This is a genomic window from Paenibacillus sanfengchensis, from assembly GCF_036864765.1.
In the GTDB taxonomy this organism is placed as follows: domain Bacteria; phylum Bacillota; class Bacilli; order Paenibacillales; family Paenibacillaceae; genus Fontibacillus; species Fontibacillus sanfengchensis.
Map to the genome: position 1 here is coordinate 13117 of NZ_JBAGJC010000015.1, position 22874 is coordinate 35990.

19 protein-coding genes are annotated in these 22874 nt (G+C 54.6%); 3 read left to right on the forward strand and 16 right to left on the reverse strand.

Annotation, left to right across the window (positions count from 1 at the left end):
• Positions 1-72: 72 nt before the first annotated feature.
• Genes V4U84_RS22385 through V4U84_RS22405 form a run of 5 tightly spaced genes read right to left on the reverse strand, consistent with a single transcriptional unit; the run spans position 73 to position 4857 of the window.
• Positions 73-930: a metallophosphoesterase family protein gene (locus tag V4U84_RS22385; protein WP_334075672.1), complete on the reverse strand. Its 858-nt coding sequence runs from the start codon at positions 928-930 to the stop codon at positions 73-75.
• 2 nt (positions 931-932) lie between these two features.
• Complete coding sequence (locus V4U84_RS22390) at positions 933-1775, reverse strand: HAD family hydrolase (RefSeq protein WP_334075601.1); 843 nt, start codon at positions 1773-1775, stop codon at positions 933-935.
• Between the two features lie 12 nt (positions 1776-1787).
• Positions 1788-3119, reverse strand: a complete 1332-nt coding sequence (locus tag V4U84_RS22395) for an ABC transporter substrate-binding protein (RefSeq protein WP_334075602.1) — start codon at positions 3117-3119, stop codon at positions 1788-1790.
• Between the two features lie 43 nt (positions 3120-3162).
• Complete coding sequence (locus tag V4U84_RS22400) at positions 3163-4005, reverse strand: carbohydrate ABC transporter permease (RefSeq protein ID WP_334075603.1); 843 nt, start codon at positions 4003-4005, stop codon at positions 3163-3165.
• Between the two features lie 27 nt (positions 4006-4032).
• Positions 4033-4857 carry a carbohydrate ABC transporter permease gene (locus V4U84_RS22405; RefSeq protein ID WP_334075673.1) on the reverse strand — a complete coding sequence of 275 codons (825 nt, stop codon included), beginning with the start codon at positions 4855-4857 and terminating at the stop codon, positions 4033-4035.
• A gap of 302 nt (positions 4858-5159) precedes the next feature.
• Here V4U84_RS22405 and V4U84_RS22410 point away from each other — a divergent pair, with 302 nt between their 5' ends.
• Both V4U84_RS22410 and V4U84_RS22415 read left to right on the forward strand, forming a co-directional pair.
• Positions 5160-5711 (forward strand): GbsR/MarR family transcriptional regulator, encoded by a 552-nt coding sequence (locus V4U84_RS22410; protein WP_334075674.1) that lies wholly within the window; start codon positions 5160-5162, stop codon positions 5709-5711.
• A gap of 77 nt (positions 5712-5788) precedes the next feature.
• Positions 5789-7489 (forward strand): molecular chaperone HscC, encoded by a 1701-nt coding sequence (locus V4U84_RS22415; protein WP_334075604.1) that lies wholly within the window; start codon positions 5789-5791, stop codon positions 7487-7489.
• A gap of 154 nt (positions 7490-7643) precedes the next feature.
• On the opposite strand, the gene V4U84_RS22420 is transcribed toward V4U84_RS22415, so the two are convergent.
• From V4U84_RS22420 to V4U84_RS22430, 3 genes are all read right to left on the reverse strand, one after another.
• Positions 7644-8078 carry a disulfide oxidoreductase gene (locus V4U84_RS22420; protein ID WP_334075605.1) on the reverse strand — a complete coding sequence of 145 codons (435 nt, stop codon included), beginning with the start codon at positions 8076-8078 and terminating at the stop codon, positions 7644-7646.
• Between the two features lie 16 nt (positions 8079-8094).
• Entirely contained in the window at positions 8095-8805 is a 711-nt protein-coding gene (locus V4U84_RS22425) for a DsbA family protein (protein ID WP_334075606.1), read from the reverse strand.
• 424 nt (positions 8806-9229) lie between these two features.
• Positions 9230-9847 (reverse strand): 50S ribosomal protein L25, encoded by a 618-nt coding sequence (locus tag V4U84_RS22430; RefSeq protein WP_334078003.1) that lies wholly within the window; start codon positions 9845-9847, stop codon positions 9230-9232.
• A gap of 246 nt (positions 9848-10093) precedes the next feature.
• Here V4U84_RS22430 and ppk1 point away from each other — a divergent pair, with 246 nt between their 5' ends.
• Positions 10094-12208 carry a polyphosphate kinase 1 gene (gene ppk1 / locus V4U84_RS22435; protein WP_334075608.1) on the forward strand — a complete coding sequence of 705 codons (2115 nt, stop codon included), beginning with the start codon at positions 10094-10096 and terminating at the stop codon, positions 12206-12208.
• On the opposite strand, the gene V4U84_RS22440 is transcribed toward ppk1, so the two are convergent.
• From V4U84_RS22440 to V4U84_RS22475, 8 genes are all read right to left on the reverse strand, one after another.
• A complete protein-coding gene (locus V4U84_RS22440) occupies positions 12168-13715 on the reverse strand; it encodes a Ppx/GppA phosphatase family protein (RefSeq protein ID WP_334075609.1) in 1548 nt (515 codons plus the stop codon). The two genes, ppk1 and V4U84_RS22440, sit on opposite strands and share 41 nt — an antisense overlap.
• A 194-nt stretch (positions 13716-13909) precedes the next feature.
• Positions 13910-15622, reverse strand: coding sequence for a phosphoenolpyruvate--protein phosphotransferase (ptsP, locus tag V4U84_RS22445; protein WP_334075675.1), 1713 nt, complete (start codon positions 15620-15622; stop codon positions 13910-13912).
• Entirely contained in the window at positions 15615-15890 is a 276-nt protein-coding gene (locus tag V4U84_RS22450) for an HPr family phosphocarrier protein (protein WP_334075610.1), read from the reverse strand. The genes ptsP and V4U84_RS22450 overlap by 8 nt, the downstream gene beginning before the upstream one ends.
• A gap of 88 nt (positions 15891-15978) precedes the next feature.
• Positions 15979-18057 carry a glucose-specific PTS transporter subunit IIBC gene (gene ptsG, locus V4U84_RS22455; protein WP_334075611.1) on the reverse strand — a complete coding sequence of 693 codons (2079 nt, stop codon included), beginning with the start codon at positions 18055-18057 and terminating at the stop codon, positions 15979-15981.
• A 229-nt stretch (positions 18058-18286) separates the two neighbouring features.
• Positions 18287-19132 (reverse strand): glucose PTS transporter transcription antiterminator GlcT, encoded by an 846-nt coding sequence (gene glcT / locus V4U84_RS22460; RefSeq protein WP_334075612.1) that lies wholly within the window; start codon positions 19130-19132, stop codon positions 18287-18289.
• Between the two features lie 263 nt (positions 19133-19395).
• A complete protein-coding gene (locus tag V4U84_RS22465) occupies positions 19396-20943 on the reverse strand; it encodes a flotillin family protein (RefSeq protein WP_334075676.1) in 1548 nt (515 codons plus the stop codon).
• On the reverse strand, positions 20936-21496 hold the full coding sequence (locus V4U84_RS22470) for an NfeD family membrane protein (protein ID WP_334075613.1): 561 nt from the start codon (positions 21494-21496) through the stop codon (positions 20936-20938). Before V4U84_RS22470 ends, V4U84_RS22465 begins: the two co-directional genes overlap by 8 nt.
• 144 nt (positions 21497-21640) lie before the next feature.
• On the reverse strand, positions 21641-22804 hold the full coding sequence (locus V4U84_RS22475; protein ID WP_334075614.1) for an iron-containing alcohol dehydrogenase: 1164 nt from the start codon (positions 22802-22804) through the stop codon (positions 21641-21643).
• Positions 22805-22874: the final 70 nt, after the last annotated feature.

The window sequence follows — 22874 nt, forward strand, 5'->3', positions numbered from 1 at the left end:
TAAAAAAGGTGGAAATGTTGCGGTCTCAGGCCTGGAAATGCATACCACCCTCCAAACCGACACGGGCAGGTCCTAGGACGGGATCGGGATCGAAAATTGCGCGGATTCCACCCAACGCCCCGCCGTGAAATCCCGCCCTTTGACCAACACTCTATCGGCATAAACTTCAACGTAATAGCCTTGGCTCCCGAGGAGCGGCTCATCCTCATCCGTCCACAGATAAGCTACGGAAGCGGCGTTGAATAGAGTCGCCATGCTCCCCCGCCCCTCCACCATCGTGCGCTCCGCCCCGAGATGCCAGTGCGTATGCCCAGTAAACAGGATCGCTTGCGGATGCCTGCCCAAAATTCGCTTCAACTCCGCATCCTGCACAACTCCGTACCAGTTTTGCGCTTCCAGCGAGCCCGCAACCGTATCCTTCAAGGGTTGGTGAAGAAATACGAAGACGGGCTTATCCATGGAAGCCCGCTCTCCGAGCTTCAAATCCAGCCAGTTCAACTGGGCTTGGCTTAAATCGCAAAACCTTTCCAGCCCCCGCTCCGTACCGATAAAAATAAAATGATAACCGCCGATCCAGTGGTCATGGTAAGGGCCGGCCATCCCGGAATGCCCGATGTAGTTTGCCAGCCTCGAATTCCAGTCCCCCAGAGCGACATCGTGATTGCCCAGCGTAAAATAAACATCGGGCAGCCCTTCGCGGTTAGCCGCGAGGATTCGGTTCATTTCCCGGTACTCCTCCGGATCGCCGTGGTCGGTTAAATCCCCGACGTGCATAATCCCCCCGCTGCGGACCGCGTTGGCGGCGATATCTTTTAACGCCCGGTCGAAGTTCCGGTTGTATTCATGATCCGGGTCCACAGTGACATGTGTATCCGTGATCACTTGAAAACTAAGCCGCGGCCGCTCCCTTTCCGGCTTGTTAAGCTCCATGCTCATCGTTGTACCTCCCCTTCCCCGCCGAATGAGTTTTCAAGATGTTCAAGGCCTGCGCCGCTCCCTCTTCTCAAGGTTAGTGAGCTATAGGACTCGACCAGAACATCGGCATCCGGGAACAGCTCGGCCGGCTCGCCACGCTCCGGCGGTTGGCTCGCAAGTCCGATGCAGAGGCCCGCTCCGGCGGCTTTGCCCATCCGCATGTCCCCGTTCGTGTCGCCGATGACAACCGTCCGCTCCACCCGAAGCGACAGCTTCCGGCAGGCCAGTTCCAGCATATCCGGGAACGGCTTGCCCCGCGCCACAAGATCGTTGCCGATAACAACCGCGAAATAGCGGCGGATCCCGAGCCACTCCAAGTGCTTCTCGGCGGCCGCCGTATCATCCGCGGTGACAACGCCGAGCGGAATTTGCCGCTCGCCGCAGGCCTCCAGGAAGGCGGCGACACCAGGCATCGGCAGGACCGGGCGGCCCCGGTCCAGCTCCTCGTCCGCGGCGATGCGGCAGAGTTCAACCACTTCTTTGGCCTTTGCCCAACTCAGCCCCGCCCGGTATCCCTGCCACGTCAGCAGGGTGAACAGCTCAGCCAGGGTCCCCATGGCAAGCGGACCATTCCGGTCATAATCGTAAATGCCTCCATCACCGGCGTGAAGCGTACCCCACAGGGAAGGATCCAAAGGGGCCGGGCGCAACCCGAGGGAAGCAAGCCGGCTGCGAAATCCGTCCAGCATCCGATCGCCCCAACTTCCCCACATGCTGACGAAATCCAGCAGGGTTCCGTCTTTATCGAATAAAATGCCGTCGATGGCATAGCGGCGTCCATTCACAAAAAGTTCGCTCATTCCCGTCCGCCTCTACTTCACGCTGTCGAGCGCCTTTTGCGCCGCTTCCTTCGCTTCCTTGAGCGCCTGTTCGGCCGGAATGTTCTCGATTTGTACTTTGTCGGCTGCGATCTTCAAGGCATCGTTGATCTTGCCGCCCGTCGGATCCTGGAACGGAGCGGAACCGTGCGCCGCCTGCATTAATGGCACCTTGCTGTGCGGATTCTGCTCGCTGTACGCGACAAAATCGGGATCTTCCAGTGCGGATTGACGAACCGCGATATACCCGGTATTCATCGACCAGTATGCGGTGTTTTTCGCATTGTTGAAATAGGTCAGCCATTGGAATGCCGCCTGCTGCTGCTCCGGACTGGCTTTGGCCGGGATACCGGCCATAATCGCGCTGGCTACGGGCTTGCCCTCCCCGACGCCTGCCCAGCCGGGCTGCTCCATGGCACCGATCTGCGTAAAGTCGAGATCGCCCTGGTCCCCGCTGGAGCCGGTATATCCGGCAGCCTGGCCTTTCATGACATCGTCGATCGTCTTGTACCAGTACTCCCAGCCCTGGCCGCCGGAGTGAATCCGCATGATCCCGTCCTCGTGGATCCATTTCCCGAACAAAGCCCAGGTTTCCACCCATTCCGGCGAATCGATCAGCACCGTTTTGCCGTCCTCGCTGAGAATGCGGCCGCCTTTACTGAGAACGGCATCGATCATATTCCCTTCTCCCCACATCGGTTCCCAGCCGTAGACGGTCGTTTTGCCGCCGGATTTTTCCGTCATCGCTTTTGCGGCCTCCGCCAGGTCCTCCCAGGTTTTGATATCCTCCGGCTTAACCCCCGCCTTCTCAAACTTGTCCTTACGGTAATACATCACCTGTGTCGTTCCGTACATCGGAAGAAAATACTGTTTTCCGTCAACCTGCCCCTGAGATAGGAACGTCTGGACAAAATCCTCTTTGTTAAAATCCGCGGCCTGTGCAATCATCTCGTCCATCGGGGCAAAATAGCCTTTCCTGGCCCAATCCACATTGGAGGCCAGTACCGCTGCCGGGACATTTCCCGCGGCAATGGCGGCCTGCAGCTTCCGTTCCGTCTCCGAATAGTCGGCCTGGACGATCCCCTTCACAACGACCTCCTTCTGGGAGGCGTTAAAATCGTCGATCAGCTTTTTCATGTGGTCCCCGAGGTTTCCGCCGAGCCCATACCAGAACTCGATTTCCACGGGCGCTCCGCCGCCCGTTTCCGCCGCGGCCTTGCCGGCCGTGGCCGACGTCTCCCCCGCGTTTTTGGCCCCGGTACCGCAGGCCGACAACAGTACTAAACCGCAGATCCAAGCGAACAACAGCCCTTTTTTCAAATTCATGCTTCTTTCCCCCGCTCCGCAAAATATGGACTTGCCCTTTAACCTACCCTTTATTGACACCCGCAGATAAATTCACGCTTTGCATAATCGTTTTTTGAGTCAGTAGAAACAGCAGCAGCAGCGGCAAAATGGTAAATGAGCCGGCGGCCATAATGAGCGGCCACTTCAGACCGTACGCACCCCCTTCCACAAAAAAGCTGCGCAGCCCCGCGGACACTAGTTGAAGATCCGGGTTTTTCGTGATCAGCATGGGCCAGAAATAGTTGTTGTACTGCTCGATGAACGTAATCAGAACCAGTACGGCAAAAGACGACCGCGTCAGCGGAACCAGGATGGACCAAAGGATCGTCCGGTGCGGCGCGCCATCGATCTGCCCGGCCTCCACCAGCTCGTGGGACACCTGAAGGAACGCCTGTCTGATTAAGAAAATCGAAAAGACGCTGACGCAATTCGATAATATCAGCCCTGTGTAAGTATCCAGCAGTCCAAGCCTGGACAGCACGACATACCCCGGCAAATAGACAGCGGTGTTAGGCACCATGTAGCCAAGCAGAATTACCGCCGTCAGCAGGCTTTTAAGACGGAATTTCATATGCGTTAACGCATAGGCCATCATAGCCGAGTTGATCACTTGAATCGCCGCGATGGCACAAGCAACACCGATGCTGTTGATCATATATCTCCAGAAGGGAGCCGCTTTCCAAGCCTCCGGAAAGTTGCCCCAATCGGGAGCTTCAGGCCAAAAGGTCGGCGGGAACCGCCATATCTCATCGTTTGTCTTCAAACCGCTCGTAACCATCCAATAAAAAGGAAAGGCCATCAAGGCGGCGATCAGAGCGAGCGCCAAATGCCTCATAATGCGCGGCAGTCCGTTTCTCTCCGTCATGAATCGCACTCCTCTTTCATCCCGGGTTTATTCATAATGCACGCTCCGCCGGCTTACCGCGAAAGAAGCGAGCGACAAGAGGGCGCAGCCGATCACAAGTACGACCGCCACCGAGGAAGCTTCGCCAATATGGAACGCCTCGAACGCGGACTGGTAATACAGATACAGCAAAGTTCGCGTCGTCCCGGAAGGCCCTCCCTGCGTCATAATATTAATTTGGTCATAAGCTTGGACCGACGAGATCATTAAAATGATGGCCAGAAAAAAAGTGGTTGGCGAGATCAGCGGTACCGTGATCCGGGTAAACCGGCGGAAACTTCCGGCCCCGTCCATCTCCGCGGCTTCCAGCAAATCCCGCGGTACATTGCGCAGCGCCACCAGATAAAAAATCATCGCCCAGCCTACCGACTTCCAAACCGTAACGATCAGGATCCCGGCAAGCGCCCAGTTGGGATCGCTCAACCACCCGACCCCTTCGGCTCCAAAAAGGCGGAGCGCATAGTTGGCCAATCCCACCTCCGGCTCAAAGATCCAGGACCACACGATCGAGACGGCCACCGTAGGCGTTACCCATGGCGAAAAAATAAGCGCTCGGTATAATCCGGAAAATCGCAGCTTGACGTTGAAAAGCACCGCAAGGGCCAGGCCGCCGACCAGTGTCGGAATCACGCTTCCGGCCATAAACAGGAAAGTGACCTTTAACGATTTGTAAAACTCCGGATTACCGAAAAGTTGGACGAAGTTGTCCCACCCGACAAACTTTTTGTCCGGACTCATAAAATCCCAATCCGTTAAGCTCAAATAAAAAGCATACCCCAGCGGGAACAGCCAAAACATTGCAAGCGGGATCATCGCCGGCAGCGTGTATGACAGCGCCTTAAGTTCCGGGGCCCATTTTGAAGGTTTCAAATCGTTCCTCCTATCGTTCAATTTTCATTTAACATTTGGCAAGAAACATGCCATTTAATCAGATTCCTTGCAATAACTTTCCTAGTGTTCAAAAAATATTGTACAATCGAAGCGTGTACGCATGGTTTTCTTGATGTAAAATTCCGTTTCGAATCCTGTAAAAAAACTTGTTTTTCTCCCCCATTTCCACTATGAAACTTATAATGGAAGTCGGGACCAAATCGATGCTATCGGCAGGTGAATCTATGAATCAGCTTACACCGGACGAAGTCGGGCCGGCGGCCCGGCTTCGCCGCAAAGTGATCAAGGCAATCGCGAATACGATGGATTTATACGGCGCCACCCATTCCTTCGGCGAGCTGTATGGAATCATGTATTTTGAGGACAAGCCGATGACTCTGGAAGAAATGAAAACACGGATGAATATGAGCAAGAGCAATATGAGCTATGCGGTCCGCTCCCTCATGGCCTCCCAAATGGTGACCAAGCTGGCGGAAAAAGAAGACCGCAAAGACCTGTATGTCGCGGAGACGGATTTCTACCGGGCGTTTCAGAACTTCTTCACCGCCAAGCTGCAGCGCGAAATCGACGTGATGTCCGAAGCCATTCAAGAAGTACTGCCCGAGCTTACGGAGATAATCCTGGATCTCGAGACGCCGGAGGAAGAGCGTACGAACTGTTTGAAAGACCTGCACAAGCTCCGTCACGCCTTGGGGTACTACGAGTGGCTGCAGCAGTTTGTCCACGATTTGAAAAGCGGACGCTTTTTTGCGGAGAACAACGCGGAGGAACCCTGAAGACAGTACAGCATTACAATTTCTTACTTTCAAACCGATAATTATAATGAATACTTATCACTGAAGCGAGGTACATTATGGCAAAAATCGGAATCGACCTCGGAACCTCCAACAGTTTGGTGGCCCATTGGACCGAAAACGGTCCGGTAATCATCCCCAATTCGCTGGGTTCCCATCTCACGCCATCCGTCGTCAGCCTGGACGACAACGATGAAATCCTGGTAGGACAAATCGCCAAGGAGAGAAGCATCACGCATCCGCATTTGACCGCCTCCACCTTCAAACGCTACATGGGGACGGACAAGCAGTACCAGATCGGCAAATATTCTTTTTCCCCGGAGGACCTGTCTTCTTTTATTCTCCGGTCTTTAAAGGCGGACGCCGAAGCCTACTTAAATGAGGAAATCGAAGAGGCCGTCATCAGCGTTCCGGCCTATTTCAACGATACCCAGCGCAAAGCGACGCTTCGGGCCGCGGCGCTGGCCGGGCTGCACGTGGAGCGTCTGATCAGCGAACCTACCGCCGCCGCGGTTTCCTACGGACTTCATCAGCAGGAGGCGGACACCCGGTTCCTCGTGTTTGACCTGGGCGGAGGCACCTTCGACGTATCGATTCTCGAACTGTTTGAAGGCGTCATGCAAGTCCAATCCATCGCCGGGGACAACTATTTGGGCGGAGAGGATTTTACCGACATTCTGCTGTCTTACTTTGTGGAGAACCAGGGCATCGACTTTGTGAATTTGTCCGGCAAGGCCCGGTCGGCTCTGTTTAAACAGGCGGAAACGTGCAAAATCGCGCTGGGCAACGGCAATACCGGCGAGATGGCCTTTAGCGAAGGGGATCGGACCTACCAGTTGACCATCGACCGGAACCAGTACGAACAGCTGGCGGGCCAGTTGTTGCTTCGTCTGCGCAACCCGATTGAACGCGCCTTGCGCGACGCTTCGTTGGCGCCGAAAGATCTGGACGCGGTCATCCTAATCGGAGGAGCCACCCGCATGCCGATCATTAAATCGGTGGTCAGCAAAATGTTCGGCCGCCTGCCTTACTCCAATATCAATCCCGACGAAGCCGTCGCCTTGGGCGCAGCGATCCAGGTCGCGCTGAAAGACCGCGACGCCAGCCTGCAGGAGATGATTTTGACCGATGTCTGCCCGTTCACGCTGGGGACGGATATCATCAAGCGGTTTGAAGGCGGCCGAATCGAGGACGGCTATTTCCTTCCGATTATTGAACGGAACACCCCGATTCCGGTCAGCAAAGTGGATCGGCTTTGTACCGTTCATGATAACCAGTCCGCGATTACCCTCGGCATTTATCAAGGGGAAAGCCGGCGGGTCGAGAACAATGTGCATTTGGGCGATTTGACCATTCAAATTCCGATAGCCCCCGCCGGCGAACAAAGCATCGATCTTCGTTATACCTACGATATTAATGGCGTGCTGGAGGTCGAGGTCACCACGGTCAAAACCGGCGAGAAGAAAACGATGATTATCGAGAAGAATCCCGGCCAATATTCCCCGGAACAAATCCAGGCCCGGCTTGAGGAATTGAAGCATTTGAAAATTCATCCCCGCGACCGCAGTGAGAACCGTTTGCTGCTGGCGAGAGGGGAACGGCTTTATGAAGAAGCCCTTCATGAAAGACGGGAATATATCGCCGATCTCATTCTCGAGTTCGAACGCGTCCTCGCGTCTCAAAACGAACAAGAGATCAAGAAACAAGCCGCTCTGTTCAAGCAAAAGTTGGATTCGCTCGAAAGGTGGACGGAGTTTTAATGAGCTTACGCGTTCCTTCAAAAGCAGGCGGATATACAGTACACCCTCCGTCCCCTTCCCTGAACGAATTGAACGCGTAATGACGCCCGGCAACGTCAAAGCGGGGCCCTTTGTCCATTACAGACAAGGGGCCCCGCTTCTTGGTACGTTCTTGCTAAGCTTCCGGCTGATCCGCAGCCCCTTTACGGGCGGCGGAGAGACATAAAATGATCAAGATAAAGGCGATTAACGCCATAAACGGGATCGTGACGAACCCCCACCAATTCAAATAATCGAAATTGCAGGGAATGCCCACTTTGCAGGGGAGCAGTTTGGATAGAGCCGGAATCTTCTGCTCGGCGTAATGATAGAGCGAAATGGAACCGCCGATGGCACTGAGAGGAATGGCATAGATGACGGCCGAACGGTCATTGCGGTAAGCGGCAATTCCCAGGATGATCACCTGAGGGTACATAAAGATCCGCTGAAACCAGCATAACCGGCACGGTTCATAATGCAGCACTTCGCTTAGATACAAGCTGCCCGCGGTAGCCACCAGCGAGACCAGCCAAGCGAGATAAATGCCGTAATTCCTAAAAAAAGAGCGCATCCGCCGATTCCTCCCACTACTTGCTCATCGCTTCATCGATGGCTTGTTTGAACTCGTCATAGTTGGCGATATTGCCGGTAAACTCCCGGCCGTTAATAAAGAAGGTCGGGGTGCTGTCGACGCCCAAGGAATCTCCTTTGGCGTACTGCTCGTCCACTTCATTTTGGTAGGTTTTGCTTTCGATATCATTGCGGAGCTGCTCATAATTCACTTCCAGCTTAAGTTCCTCCGCCAATCCGACGAGAAAGTCGACCGTAGCCCACTCTGCGGTTTCCTCCCCCTGCCTGCTGAAAATGGCGTCGAAATACGGCCAGTAAGCTTCCTTATTTTGGTGGTAAACGGATTGAACGGCGAGGGCCGCCGTTGTCGAATCTTTACCGATGAAAGGCAGGTTCATAAAATAAAAAGCGACCTTCCCTTGATCTATATAATCGCTGACCAGTTGCGGCTTGATCGTCTCAATGGCTATTTTGCAGGACGGACATTTGAAATCCCCGAACTCCACAACTTTCACCGGCGCATCGCTCCGGCCGAGCACAGGCAGATTTTCGTAATCGAACGAAGCGGCCTTCGGCTTCGGATCCAAGGACAGCACAACGATGATCAATACGAGCAGAACGCCGACGGTCGAGAACCAAATCACCCGCCTCTTCCGCTGCTGCTGCGCCTGCCTCTCCGCCTCCTCTTTTCGCTGCGTCATGGCGTTTCCTGTCTTTTTCGGTGGCACCCAAACCCCTTCTTTCTTCTTATAAAATAGTATGACTCCTAGATCATGCAACCATTCTAGTTACAAATGACAGATTCGTCAAGCTGGAAGAAGAAGAGAAGGAACTCCCCGCCGGCAGACGGATGCTTCGCCACATGGGAAGAGAACTTACCGGCCTAATGGAAATATTAGCGCCTATTTGCGCCTAAAGGCCGATTTCAGAGGTTAACGGAAATCATAGTCCCTATTCGTTGCAAATCGCTCTGTTTGAAGGTGATTGAGGAACATAGGCGCTACTGCTTCCGTTAGAAATTGGATAGGCTATTTTTTGCCAAAATAGGCGCTACTGTGTCCGTTAAAAAAGTTCGGCGGCACAAGAGACCAACGAAAAACGGCGCAGCTGCTGCACAGCCCACGCCGTTCTATCAAACAGGTTGTTAATCTTCTATGTTTCGGCCACCGGCTCAGTTTCTTCGGCTTCATCCGTGGCGAGATCCGCTTCCGCCACCCGCGGCAGCACAACCGAAGCCAGCAGTTCCTCTTCCGCCCCGACCAGCGTTATTCCTGCCGGCAAGGTCACGTCCGCGGCCGTCAGCTTGTCGCCGGTTCCCAAATGGGAGATGTCCACCTCGATTTCGGCCGGCAGATCATCCGGCAACCCTTCCACTTCCAGCTCCGTCGACTGCACTTGCAGTACGCCGCCAACCTTCGTCCCCTGGGCCGTTCCGCTTAAAGTCAACGGAACCTTGACGCGAATCGGTTTGTTTTTGGAAACTTGCTGAAAATCCACATGCACTACTTTACCGGCACGTTGCTGAATCTCCTTGATGAGAACCGGGTAGGTTTCCCCGCTATCCAGCTTAAGTTCGAAAACCTCCGCCCTTCCGGTCCGGGAAATTTTGGCCAGCTCTTTGAAATCCACATGAAGCGGCAGCGGCTCCGTGCTCGCCCCATAGATAACCGCGGGAATTCGGCCGCTGTCCCTTAACTGACGTAGGGATGCCCGGGTAAACGTCTCTCTTCGCTCAGCATCTAACCGATGTGTCTGATGATTCGTTGCCATATATGCATCATCCTCCTTAGAAAAGCTACAGTGGCGAAACGCCAATAAATGCTATAAATATCTATTACCCATATCTCTGCTGAATTTAACAGGCGGTGGCTCAAAAAATCCGTACATTTTTACATAGAGTTATAATTTTTACACTGCGTTTACACAATCATGCATTTCGCTTCCTATCGGCATAGTAAAATAATATTAGCTTGTTTCCAAACTGAGAGTTTTTAGGGCAAATGGAGGTCATGCAGAATGGCACTTGCTGAACATAAAAATAAAGGGTCCCGATATTTGAACCGGGATTTGAGCTGGGTCGAATTCAACCGCCGCGTGCTGATGGAGGCGAAGGATCCGGCCACGCCTTTGCTGGAAAGAGCCAAATTTCTCGCGATCGTATCCAGCAATCTCGACGAGTTTATGAGCGTCCGTGTAGCGGGGATTCAGGACCAAATCCGGGCAGGCTACACCAAAACCGATTTCACGGGCTATACGCCCGCGGGGTTGTACAAGCGGCTGATCACCCGAATTTCGGCAATGGTGGGGGATCAATACCGGACTTTCCGGGACTTGACCCGTCAACTCGCCAAGGCGCATATTTTGTTTCTTAAATACGATGAGTTGAACTCCACCCAACGGAAGTCGATGGAGACGTACTACCACGACATTATATTTCCCGTGTTGACGCCCATGGCCGTGGATCAGAGCCGTCCGTTCCCGCTCGTCCATACCGGATTCGTTTATTTGGCGGTCGTTTTGGCGAGGGACCCCCTGGCTGCGCGGGGCCTGGAGGACGAGGAAGAACGGGAGCCTTATTTTGCGATCGTGCAAATCCCGTCCAATCTGTCGCGGATTATTCCCCTGCCGCATCATTCCAACAGCAAAAAGCAATCCTTTATCCTCATCGAAGAGGTCATTCAGCATCATATTCACACGCTGTTCAGCGGATATACCCCGCTGGCCGTTCATCAGTTCCGGGTGACCCGGAACGCCGACTTGGCCTTGGACGAGGAAGGGGCTGAAGATCTGCTCGAGGAAATCGAAAAAGAGCTCCGCAAACGCCGTTGGGGAGCGCCCGTCCGGCTCGAGATCCAGAAGGGGATTCATCCTTACGCGCTGGAAGTGCTGCGGGAGGAATTTGAAATCAGCGAGGCGATTTTTCAAATCGACGGGCCGCTGGATCTCGGCTTTCTCGGCAAGCTCCCGGCCGCGGTCAAAGGAAATCCGAAGCTCCGTTATCCGCAGATCGAGCCGGTGTACCCCCGGGAGTTCGAGATCAGTGAGGATTATTTCGAGGTATTAAAACAACGCGATGTCCTGGTGTACCATCCGTACGAAAGCTTTGCAGCCGTCACCGACTTTATCACCCAGGCTTCGGAAGATCCCGCGGTCATGGCGATCAAAATGACGCTGTACCGCGTCAGCGGCAATTCTCCGCTCATTCAGGCGCTGGCCCGCGCGGCCGAGGCCGGGAAACAGGTCACCGTCGTCGTGGAACTGAAAGCGCGATTCGACGAGGAGCGGAATATCGCCTGGGCCCGGACGCTGGAGAAAGCGGGCTGCCACGTTGTCTACGGCCTTGTGGGCCTGAAAACCCATGCCAAAATCCTGCTCGTCGTCCGCCAGGAAGGACGGGACCTGAAGAGGTATGTACATGTAGGGACCGGCAACTATAACGATATCACCGCCAAACTGTATACGGATATCGGATTGTTTACGGCCGATTCCGCCATCGGCGAGGATGCCTCGCAGCTGTTCAATCTGATTACCGGCTACTCGGAGGCCGATCAGTGGAAGGCGTTTACGCTGGCGCCGACGGGGATGAAGGACCGCTTGTTTTCGCTGATCCGCCGCGAGGCGGAACATGCGGCCGCCGGGAGGCCGGCCAGAATTATCGCGAAAATGAATTCCTTATCGAATCAGGAAATCATCGACGAATTGTATGAGGCCTCCCGGTCCGGCGTAAATACCGACTTGATCGTCCGCGGCGTCTGCTGCCTCCGCCCGGGGATCGAAGACTTAAGCGAACGAATCCGGGTCGTCAGCATTGTGGACCGGTTTCTCGAGCATTCGCGGATCTATTACTTCGAAAACGGCGGCCAGCCGGAAGTCTGGTTGTCGAGTGCGGATTGGATGACCCGTAATCTGACGCGAAGACTGGAGCTGATGTGCCCGGTTTTAAATGAAGATACCCGCGAAACGCTCATGCAAGTGCTGATGCTTTCTCTGGCCGACAACGTCAAGGCGAAGAAGCTCGTTCAGAACGGCAAGTATGTGCCCGCCGTCAACCCGCATCCGCCTTGCCGGAGCCAGTTCGACGCGCTGGACATCAGCAAGTGGAAGCAGGACTCAACTCCCACTCCAACCTGAACTTCCAGGCCTTTTTAAAGTTTTTGGCCGCTCCTTCGAGCCGGCTCGTTTCCAGGTAAGCCCGGCTGCGGCAGTTTAAGCGGAGTAATAATGCTCCGTCCTGCAGCCGGGCTTCCTTTAGGTCTACATTCTGCGTTTCGCTGGCGTCCAGCGCAATCGCAATCTCCAGCAGCGAGCCGAGCTCGCGGATCCGTTCAAGGTCCCCCTCCTCCAGAAGGCGCTGGAGCTCTCTATCGATCGCTTTCTTGCCGCCTCCGGCCGCGCAGTCGACGATCGCCCCGCACAGCACCGCCTCGCGATGGGTCAGGGCGCCCGGCGGCGCGTGGAGCAGCCAGTACGACGTATGTTTGTCGTACTGGTGATAGCGGATCGCTCCGCCGATTTTATAGAGCATCGAGGCCGCGAACAGCAGGCGACGCGTCTCCATCGCCTTTTCCGGCGCGGGTTCTCCCGCTTCCATGACGGCGCTCAGCCGCTCCGCAAACCGGCTGACCTGCCGGAAATGGCCAAGCGGCGCCCCGGCATGGAAAGCAAGCAGGCCGGACGCCTGCCGGGCCAGTACCTCCGCCGGCTCGGGCACGCCGATGCCGAGCGTATCCATCAGCAGGCCCTCGCGAAGCCCCGTCCCGCTGACGATGCAGCAGGCGGCTCCGGTATGGCGGAAGACGGCCTGCAGCAGGATCAGGCCGGGCACGATAATATCGGCCCGCGACTTGGGCAGCCCGTCGAGCGCCTTGCGCTTCTCCAGCGGCATAGCGGGGAGCAGATCGGCATAATACGCCAGGCTCTCGGCATCCAGCCGGTAGTGGTGCGCCAGCCGGAGCGGATACTTCCGCCTGCGCTGATCCAGCTTGCCAAGCGTCCGGATCGTGCCGCCAAGGCCGATCAGCGCAAGTCCCGGATGCTCTACGAGCCAGTCATGCCCGGCCAGCAGCCGCTCGACTTCCTGCTGCAGCCTGGCCGTATCGGGTTGTCCCCAAGGATCCGGGCCTCCGAATCTCAACTGGGCGTTTACCGCTCCGATAGGCAGGGATACGCTGTGCAGCAATTGGCGATCGCGAAACAAGGTAATTTCGGTGCTTCCGCCGCCGATGTCTATAATTAGTCCGTCCTTCGTCTCCATCCCGGCGGCAACGCCCATAAACCCCAAGTAAGCCTCCTGTTCGCCGGTTAAAATTTCGACCTCAAGTCCGGTCTCCGCTTGTAAGCGCTCCGTAATTTGCAAACTGTTGGCAGCGTTTCGGATCGCCGCCGTCGCGGCTACGCGAACGGTCCGGCAGCCGTAAACCTCGCAAATCTCACGAAACTGGGTCAACACGGGAACGATCCCGAGAATGGCTTGCTCTTCCAAAATTCCCTCACGGTTGATTTTTCCGCTAAGGCGGGCGGATTCCTTATTTTCATTCACCAGCCGGTAAGCCCCTTCCGGCGTAGCTTCATAGATTGCCAGACGGATGGAGTTGGAACCGATGTCGATAATCCCCGTCCTCGCTAAGTTGTTTGTCATGAGTAAATTAGCTCCTGTTATCACTTTACTGGCCCGTGGCTAGTTCCTTGGTTTAACTTACATAGTAAGTTTTACCCTCACTTTATCCCAAATAAGCGAAAAAATAAACCGATGCGCAAAAAAAACCGGCACCCTCAGGCGCCGGTTGAGTAGGAAACCCGCAATAATGTTGGAAAAGATGCTAATAAAATCAATTACTCGCCGATACTGCGTACCAACTCGACGACCTGCTCCGCGGTTTGCATTTGCAAAGCCTGCTCGGCCAAAGATTTCATCTCCGCCTTGGAGAGCTTCGCAATTTGCGAGCGGGCCGGCAGAATCGAGGTCGCGCTCATGCTGAATTCGTCAAGCCCAAGCCCAAGCAGCAGCGGGATCGCCGTGGAATCGCCGGCCATTTCGCCGCACATCCCGGCCCAGCGCCCTTCTTTGTGCGCCGCGTCGATCACCATTTTGACCAGACGGAGAATCGCCGGATTGTAAGGCTGATACAGGTAGGATACCCGCTCGTTCATCCGGTCGGCGGCCATCGTGTACTGAATCAGATCGTTGGTTCCGATACTGAAGAAATCCACTTCTTTGGCGAACTGGTCCGCAAGGACGGCCGTCGAAGGAATTTCCACCATGATTCCAAGCTGGATCTCGTCGGATACGGCAACGCCTTCCGACACGAGCTTTTCCTTCTCTTCGAGAAGCAGCGCCTTTGCCTGACGGAATTCGTCCAGCGTAGCGATCATCGGGAACATGATCCGCAAGTTGCCGTATGTGCTGGCGCGCAGCAGGGCCCGCAGTTGGGTGCGGAATATGTCCTTGCGATCCAGGCACAGGCGAACCGCCCGGAAACCGAGGAACGGATTCATTTCCTTGGGAAGATCCAGATAAGGCAGTTCCTTATCTCCGCCGATGTCCAAAGTGCGGACGACGACCGGTTTGCCTTCCATCTTCTCCAGCACCGTCTTGTAGGCGTTGAACTGAACGTCCTCGGACGGCAGTTCGGTTCGGCCCATGTACAAAAACTCGGTCCGGTACAATCCGACACCTTCGCCACCGTTCTCCAGAACCCCGGTGACATCGTTCGGTGTTCCGATATTGGCGGCCAATTCGACATGGACGCCGTCCTTGGACACGGTCGGAACCTCGCGCAGCTTCTTCCACTCCTCGATTTGCCGGAGATATTGGTCGCGCTTGGCCTTGTACTCTTCCAGCACCTCAGGTGTCGGATTTACGATGACCGTCCCGCCCAGTCCGTCCACAATCACCGTATCTCCGGCTTGAACCCGGGACAAAACGTCCTTCGTTCCGACAACGGCCGGAATTTCCAGCGACCGGGCCATAATGGCCGAGTGGGAGGTTCTGCCTCCGATGTTCGTCGTAAAGCCTTTCACATATTTCCGGTTCAGTTGGGCCGTATCCGACGGGGTCAAATCCTCGGCGATGACGATCACTTCTTCGCTAATCTCGGCGGGATTGACGTACTTCAGCCCCAGCAAATGAGTAAGCACGCGTTTCGTCACGTCGCGCATATCGGCGGCGCGTTCCTGCAAATAGGCGCTCTTCATGTTTTCAAACATGCTGATGAACTGTTTGGCCGTTTCGTCCAGCGCGTATTCCGCCGAAACCTTCTCCTCGGCGATTTTATCGCGGACCGGTGTAAGCAGCTCCGGGTCATTCAAAATCAACAGGTGGGATTCGAAAATTTCCGCTTTTTTGGCGCCAAGCTCCTGCAGCGTGCGCTCTTTAATCGCTTCGAGCTCCTGCTGAGAAATGGCCAGAGCCTGCTCCAAACGGGCAAGCTCTGCGGCCGGATCCTCAGCGTTTTTGCGCTTCACCGTATAATCGGGATGCTCCAGCCTGAAAGCCGAAGCGATCGCGATTCCAGCGGATGCGGCAATGCCGTCAATCTTAAGCATCAACTTCGCCTAACCCTTCGTTTACCATCACATCCGTGAGCGCTTGAAGAGCTTCTGCGGCACTGTCGCCTTCCACGATTAAAGTGATGTTATCGCCTTTTTCCAAACCGAGGGAAAGAACTCCCAAGATCGATTTCAGCGTCACTTTTTTCCCGTTAGCTTCAGCAAAGGATTCAGCGTCTTTGAATTTATTGGCCGTGTTGACCAATGCCGTCGCCGGACGTGCGTGGATACCGTCTTCGTCTGTAATTCTGAATCTTTTTTCCATGTTGAATACACTCGCTTTCTTATTATGAATTCACCCTTATTGTAAGGGATCGGTAATACCAAATCCAATTTCTTTCCGATTTGTCATATTAGCGGATGGTGATAATATCGCCTTCGCCTTTTTTCAGGGGACCGCTTTTCTTCAAAGTAACTACGGCTCCTTCGGGAAGATTCGAGAAAATAATCGGCGAAATGATGGAAGGCGCATGCTCTTTCACATAAGCGATATCAACTTCCATAATCGGCTGTCCGGCCGCGACCAGATCGCCCTCGTTGACCAGTACCTTAAAGCCCTGACCCTTGAGTTTCACCGTATTGACTCCAATGTGGACGAGCACTTCTTTGCCTCCGTCGGACATGATGCCGATGGCGTGCTTGCTCGGGAATACGTTGAACACTTTACCGTAAACCGGTGAACAGATGTTGCCGTCCGCCGGAAGCACGGCGAAACCGTCGCCCGTCATCTTTTCGGAGAACACGGGGTCCGGCACCTGGGTTATATCCAGCAGTTCCCCGTTTACCGGCATCACGATATCCTCATTGATGATCGCATCGCCGTCTTTGGCGGCTTGCTGCTCGACTTCGGCCGCTTTTGGCGCGGCCTCCGCGGCGGCATCCGGCTTCGTTGGAATCGCCGGCGTCCGGCCGCTCATAATGTCCGCAATCTGCGATTTAATGGTATCGGATCGGGTACCGAATATCGCCTGAATGTTGTTGCCTACCTCGAGCACGCCCGAAGCGCCCAACTTCTTCAGCCGATCCTTGTCGACATTGGCTTTATCCTTAACCTCTACCCGCAAGCGGGTGATACAGGCATCCAGATGAGCGATGTTGGTCCCGCCGCCGAGCGCCGCCAAAATGTTATGCGGAAGCTCATCCTGCTTCACCGCCTTGCTCTGACCGGAGTCGCCCTCATTCTCAGCGGCCGCATCTTCCCGGCCCGGTGTTCTCAAATTGAACTTCCGGATAACAAAGCGGAAACCGAAGTAATAGATCACGGCGAGGATCAGACCTACGATAATCACGTACCACCATGGCGTGCGTCCCGGGATGACTCCAAAGATCAAGTAGTCGATCAAACCGCCGGAGAACGTCATCCCTATTTTTACGCCGAGGATGTGCATCACCATAAAAGACAAACCCGCGAATACGCAGTGTACCGCAAACAGAACAGGAGCCACAAACAGGAACGAGAATTCAAGTGGCTCGGTAATCCCCGTCAGGAACGAAGTAAGGGCCGCCGAGCCCATGATCCCGGCCACGTATTTTTTGTGCTCCGGTCTGGCTTCATGGTAAATGGCCAGTGCCGCGGCAGGCAGACCGAACATCATGAATGGGAACTTACCGGTCATGAACGTACCTGCCGTGAAGTCAACGCCGTCGCGCAGCTGCGCCATAAAGATTTGCTGGTCGCCGCGTACGAGTTGCCCCGCCTTGTTGATGTATTCCCCGAACTCAAACCAGAACGGCGAATAGAAGATATGGTGCAGACCGAACGGAATTAGCGCCCGCTCCACAATCCCGAAAATGAAAGCCGACAGCGTTTGGTTTTGCTCAAGCATAAAATGGGACACCGCATTAAGGCCCGATTGGACCGGCGGCCAAATGACCACCATCAGCAGCCCGAGCAAGACGGATGTCGCTGCCGTCATAATCGGCACAAAACGCTTACCGGCGAAAAAGCCTAAATAAGAAGGCAATTCGATCTTAAAGAACCGGTTGTACATGCTGGCCGCCAATATCCCGACGATAATCCCGCCAAACACGCCCGTGGCCAGCGTCGGAATTCCCAGCACATTCGCATAGGCCGGATTGGTTCCGATCATGGACGGCACAACGCCGATCACAGTTCCCATCGTCACGTTCATGACGAGGTAACCGATGATGGCGGCCAAGCCCGCAACGCCTTCCCCGCCGGCCAAACCGACCGCTACCCCGACCGCAAACAGGAGCGCGAGATTGGTAAAGACGATTTGGCCCGCGTTCATCATGACCGTGGCAATAGCGTGTACCGTCGGATTTTCCAAGGCCGGAACATGTTCCAGAAACTCCGGACTTACCAGCATATTGCCGATCCCAAGAAGCAGTCCCGCGGCAGGAAGCAGCGCCACAGGAAGCATGAGCGCCTTACCGACACGCTGTAAAACGCCGAAAAACTTCTTGAACATAAGTAACCTCCCACACTCATTCTTAAAGGTTCAGACAACAAAAAAGCATGAGCCAATGAAAGTTCATCAATCGCATTACCGTAATTACGGTTATAATACCCCGCAATCCGGCGATACAATCAAAAAAACTTTTATCAACTCATGCCTGATCGAATCAGTAACACGTTGTCATGAAGCATGTTGTTTAACGCAATGAATTATAGCAGACCCTTACCGGTCATGCAACACTTTATTTAATATGGGGAGGAGCCACACGGTGCAAATGCATCGTCAGGTAGCTGACTTCGGCCGCGTAAACCGGTCTTTCCAGCCTTTGCTCCATGATCCGGGTCATTTTCTCCGCCACCCCGTAAAGCACCGGATACTCCTGTCTCAGCAAACTGTCGAGTTTCTCCACCTCGCCTACCTGCTCCCCCCGTCGAATCCGTTCAATAGCGAAGCGCAAATGCGTCAACAACCGGGAATAATCCAGAGTATTGCGCAAAATCGTAAACTTTAATTCACTTTCCACCACCTCGACCAGATCGGCGATCAACTGGGTATGGCCGCGAACTTCGCTGATATGGCGGTTGGTCATGGCGCTGTTGATATGAAGCGCTACGAATCCAATTTCATCTTCTCCCAAATCGACGCCAAGCTTTTGATCAATCAAACGAATCGCATACTCCGCGAGCTCGTATTCCACCGGATAGATCTCTTTTGTTTCGTACAGAAAAGGATTGTGGAACGCGAGATCTTGCTCCGCCCGTTTAATGGCAAAAGCGAGGTGATCGGTAAGCGCGATATGTATATGCTCGTTAAGCTCCGTCTGTGTCTTCTTGGAAATATACGTAATAATTTCGCCAATAATTTCGATCAACTGCTCATCGACGTGGGTAACAAGCTGTTTATACTGTTCCTGTTCGTATCGGCTGGTCAAAATAAACAGCTTCTCTACCGCTTCCAGAGGAATCGCGTCCCCTGCTTTCCGGTTAAAGCCTATGCCTTTACCGATCACGACCACTTCGTCATGTTCGGGATGATGGGCAATAATGACATTATTGTTCAGCGCTTTAGCTACTTGTAAGCTGTTCACAATTGCACCTCATTTTCCTTACATTGTTGTACTTCAGGGATGCTTATGCCTATTATAATCGACGGGTCTCCTCCGTGCCAGAGGCCAGCATGTAACATTGTAACTTAAACTATGCGAACTATAAAAATATTTCCCACAAAATAGAACCGCTTTAAAAAAGCGCGGGTTGCAGGCATAACTCCCCTTGCAACTCGCGCTTTTTTACTTTGAACCGTCTTCCTTAATGATCACAGCCGGACGGGGTCCGCCGGTTTCTTCGCCGGTTAGGGAGTTTCTTGCGAAGCCGCGGCGCTCTCCAGCAGAACGGAGGATTTCTCCGCCGGGACCGTGGACTTGGTTGCGGCAGCCTCAGCCGCCGGGACCGCTTTGCCCCGGGTAAGGCCTTGGATCAGGCGATCCAGCTCGATGCCCGACACGCTCTTCAACATCTCCGGTGCAGTGGCCATCAGCTCGGTAACATAGTTGCTGACGCGGGCGGCGCCTTCGCCTTTGCCGGTGTCGACAACCGTTAGCTTATCGATCGTCGAAATCGGTGCGGCGATTTTGCCGGCCAACTCGGGCAGCATCTTCACCACGATATCCAAGATGGCCGCCTCACCGAATTTCTGGAACGCTTCCGCCAGTTTTTCCTTGGCTTCCGCCTCGGCCAGACCGCGCAACCGGATAATTTCGGCGTCCGCCGTCCCTTTGGCGCGTTCCGCATCGGCGATCGCCAGGCCCTCGAGGCGTTTTTGTTCCGCGGAGGCCTTGGCCTGCGTCTCGATAGAATATTGGAGCGCATCCGCTTCCCGCATTTTCCGGGCTTTTTCCGCTTCGGCGGCCTGCTCCACGGCGTAACGGTCGGCGTCCGCCTTCTTCTTCACCTCGGCGTCATATTGCTTTTGGCGCACGACGATTTCCTTGTCCTGGAGATCGATTTCGCGCTCCTTCCGGACCAATTCGACCTTCATCTGCTCCTCGACCATCGTCTGCTTCGCCCGGGCTTCCTGGATGTGGTAGGCCTGATCGGCTTCGGCCTTGGCGGTGTCCTGTTCCTTCTTAAACGAAGCGACCTTCAGTTCCTTCTCCTTCGAAGCCTCCGCGATATTCGTGTCCCGCAGCAGTTCCGCCTTCTGCCCGGATTCCTCCGCCAAGGCTTTTTGAATGCGGGCATCCCGCATCGCTTCCGCCTCGGCGATCTCGGCATCGCGCTTGACCGCGGCAATTCGCGGCTTACCGAGCGCCTCCAGATACCCGTGCTTATCCCGAACATCCTTGATTGTAAACGAAACGATCTGCAGGCCCATCTTTTTCAAATCTCTCGCCGCTACACCCTGAACTTCCTGGGCGAATTTGTCGCGGTTCCGGTATACCTCCTCCACCGTCATCGACCCGAGAATGGAGCGAAGATGCCCTTCAAGAACTTCCTGGGCTTCCCCTTTCAGGGATTCAATCGGTTTGCCCATAAACTGCTCGGCCGCGGTGGCGACATCTTCGACGGAACTGCCGACTTTAATGATGGCGACGCCGTCTGCGGACACCGGGACCCCTTGCTCCGTATAAACTTCGGGCGTCATCACATCCAGCTTGTGCGACAGGAGCGACATAAATTCGGCTTTTTGAAAAATCGGCCAGATGAACGCCCCGCCGCCGCGCACGATTTTGATTTTCCTTCCGGACTCGTCTTCGGAAATGTTCTTGTTCCCCAGAAATGAGCCGGTCACGATCATCGCTTCATCCGGACTGACCGTTTTGTATCGGGCCCAAAAGGCCAGACCAAGAATAATTATGACGGCAATGACAATCCCGGGGATCAACAAAAAATCAGGCATGTTTTCCAATCACATCATCTCCTTGTGTTTGATTGTGCTCTTCGAACTCGGATACATGGACGACACCGTCTTTCGCATCGATAATCACCACCATGGTCCCCGCAGGGATATCGCGGCGGTCCCAGCTTACAGCCGTATGCAGCGTATTGCCGGAAACGAATTTCACCATAATCTCACCGTATCCGTTGGACGGGATCGGTACGGTGACCTCCCCCAGCTTGCCGGGAAGTTCGGAATGAGAGTAGCCGATGGAGTTTTCACTGTTTTCCATCGGTTTTACGTAAGCGAAGTAAATCAGTGCGGATAAGGCGAGCGCAATGAGAATGGCCATAAGCGCAACGCCGGCATTTCCCAAACCGGTATAGCGGTCGAGCAGAATCCCGGCACCGCCAAAGGTGGTGACCGCCGAGGCCGTAACCACCGGTTTCAGGAAATCCGCCGAAAAGGCGTCAAACAGGCCTTCCAGCCACCCTCCCACCAAATCGCCAACGATGGTGCTGATGAGGGCGAAGAGGGCTCCGCCTACAAAACAGCTCCAAAACAAAACCTCCAATCCATCCCCCCCTTTTCCAGCTGTATCTCAAACCCATATGTAGATTGTTACGTTTTACATTCGACATTGTTGCATAATTCTCCCTTACTCATATAAAAAAACCTCCCTCGGAAATCCAAGAGAGGCATTTTACAGTTTATTCAGTTACAGGGACCGTCTGTAAATTTCCAATACGTCCTGTTTTTCGAGCCGGGCAAAATTGCCAAACGCTCCAAACCGCACGGCTTTGTCGGCCATCAATTCCAGCTTGCTGTCGTCGATGGAATAGTCGGCCAGCCGGCTCGGCGCCCCGATGGAATCCCAGAACGCGCGCAGCGAAGCGATCCCTTCTTCGGCGATGGCTTGATCGCTTTTGCCTGCCGGATCGACATCGAACACGTTGACCGCCAGCCGTCTGAACCGGGTAAGGTCATGATGCATGACCTGCTTCATCCAGTTCGGAAACAGGATAGCCAGTCCGCCGCCATGCGGGATATCGTATACCGCGGACACCGCATGCTCGATATTGTGGGTTGCCCAATCGCCGGACAAACCCATGTTGAGTACGCCGTTCAGCGCCATCGTGCCGCAGTAGAGAATCGTTGCGCGGTGTTCCGTATTTTCCAGATCCGTGATCAGCTTCGGAGCCGTTTCGATCACCGTTCTGAGAATTGTCTCGCAGAAGCCGTCTTGTACTGGAGTATTCGTTTCCTTGTGAAAATAATGCTCAAACACATGAGACATGATATCCACCATGCCGTAGACGGTTTGATCCTTCGGCAGCGTCACCGTATTCTCCGGCTCCAGGATCGAAAAAGCGGGGTAAGCAAGCTTGCTGCCCCAGCCGAGCTTCTCCTGGGTCGCTTCATTGGAGATAACCGAGCTTCCGTTCATTTCCGAACCGGTAGCCGCCATCGTCAGCACCGTTCCCAATGGCAGCGCAGCCTGAGGTACGGCTTTTCGCTCCGCAAAATCCCACATGTCGCCGTCGTACTTGGCGCCCACCGCAATCGCCTTCGAGCAGTCCAGCACACTACCGCCCCCTACGGCCAGGACAAGTTCGATGCCCTTGGTCTTGCACAGCTCCACGCCGCGATGCACCGTGGACAGCCGCGGATTCGGCTCCACGCCGGAAAGCTCGGTCACCTCCGCGCCGATCTCCTGAAGCAGGGACATCACTCTGTCATAGAGGCCGCTCCGTTTGATGCTGCCGCCCCCGTAAACGAGCAGAACCTTGCGCCCATAACGCGGAACTTCTTCCTTCAAAGTGTGTAATTGCTCCTTGCCGAAGATTAGCTTGGTCGGATTGTGAAATTGAAAACGATTCATTATAGACGCCCTCCTACGTTGAATTTTAAATGCAACATGACACTCTGATTATACTGCCGCTTCCGTTCTA